This window comes from Oleiphilus sp. HI0043, assembly GCF_001634935.1.
This window is the reverse complement of sequence record NZ_LWEY01000495.1, coordinates 1-926: the sequence shown is the minus strand read 5'-3', so window position 1 is coordinate 926 and position 926 is coordinate 1. Positions and strand designations below refer to the sequence as shown.

At 43.2% G+C, this 926-nt stretch carries 1 protein-coding gene; it reads left to right on the top strand.

The features are described 5' to 3' along the window. Positions 1-197: 197 nt before the first annotated feature. Positions 198-650: a hypothetical protein gene (locus A3729_RS06180; protein ID WP_068511205.1), complete on the top strand. Its 453-nt coding sequence runs from the start codon at positions 198-200 to the stop codon at positions 648-650. The last annotated feature ends 276 nt before the right edge of the window (positions 651-926 follow it).

Here is a 926-nt window from a genome sequence, read left to right as displayed (position 1 = left end):
ATGTCTGGTATATTCTTCACTGTAATTGCGGGCATAAAAAACACTCATGGTTGCAATATGGTTTCATTATGGTTGCATAAATAAATGATTTTAACAAGCGCCTCCAACGGACAAATTTTTCTGTCACCACTTTTGCGCTGCGCGGCAAAACTGCCGCCAGCAAAATTTGCTCGTTGAGGCGGGCGTTAGGCAATAAAATGAATTTGGAATCTCACACTAAATATTTTCTTACCTTAGACGGTAAGGAATTAGAATTTGAGAACTTCTCCGAGACAAGAGAAGCACTGCGGAATGCGCTAAATTCGAAATCAGGAAAGATATTGCTGGCAGCTGACGATGGTTTAAGGCCTTGGTGGCAAAGATTCATTTTTGGTGCCAGAAACTATATTCGTGTTTACTTCGCTCTAGAATGGAGTGACGAAATATCTGGCCTCATATTTTATGATGAAAATGCTAGTGAATTTCGTGCTTTAAGTGATTCTCGAAATGAAAATATTTCAGTAGCTGATCGAAAGGAAATCTCTTTCGGAGAGAGTGAGCCACTGCACGAAAAGTACTGTATTGCTACAGATATTGCGAAGAGTTCAATTGTTGAGTTTCTAGAAAAAGAAGAGCGTCCTGAGTGGCATAATTACGAATTTGTGCGATGATCTGCCTAACAAAAAGTTGGTGGTTCAGCCCCTGCGGGGCTTGGACGCTTACAGCGCCCCACGACAAAAGCGTTGGTATGACTCCCCACGTCAAGAGGCCCGCACAAAATCCTGCCGGAACCTCGGCCAGAGCCTTTCTTTTTAATTAACATTCTTCCCGTTAGGGAAGCGTCAACGCATCAGATGAAGCAAGTAATTTCGACGGTGATCATGCTGGTATTCGTGGGTTGCTAACGCGACGCGTTAACCTATCCAACCTTACTTATTACGTCGTGG

What these genes read in the sequence shown, in the direction of transcription:
- A3729_RS06180 (WP_068511205.1), top strand. Translation starts at nt 198, where the DNA reads ATGAATTTGGAATCTCACACTAAATATTTTCTTACCTTAGACGGTAAG.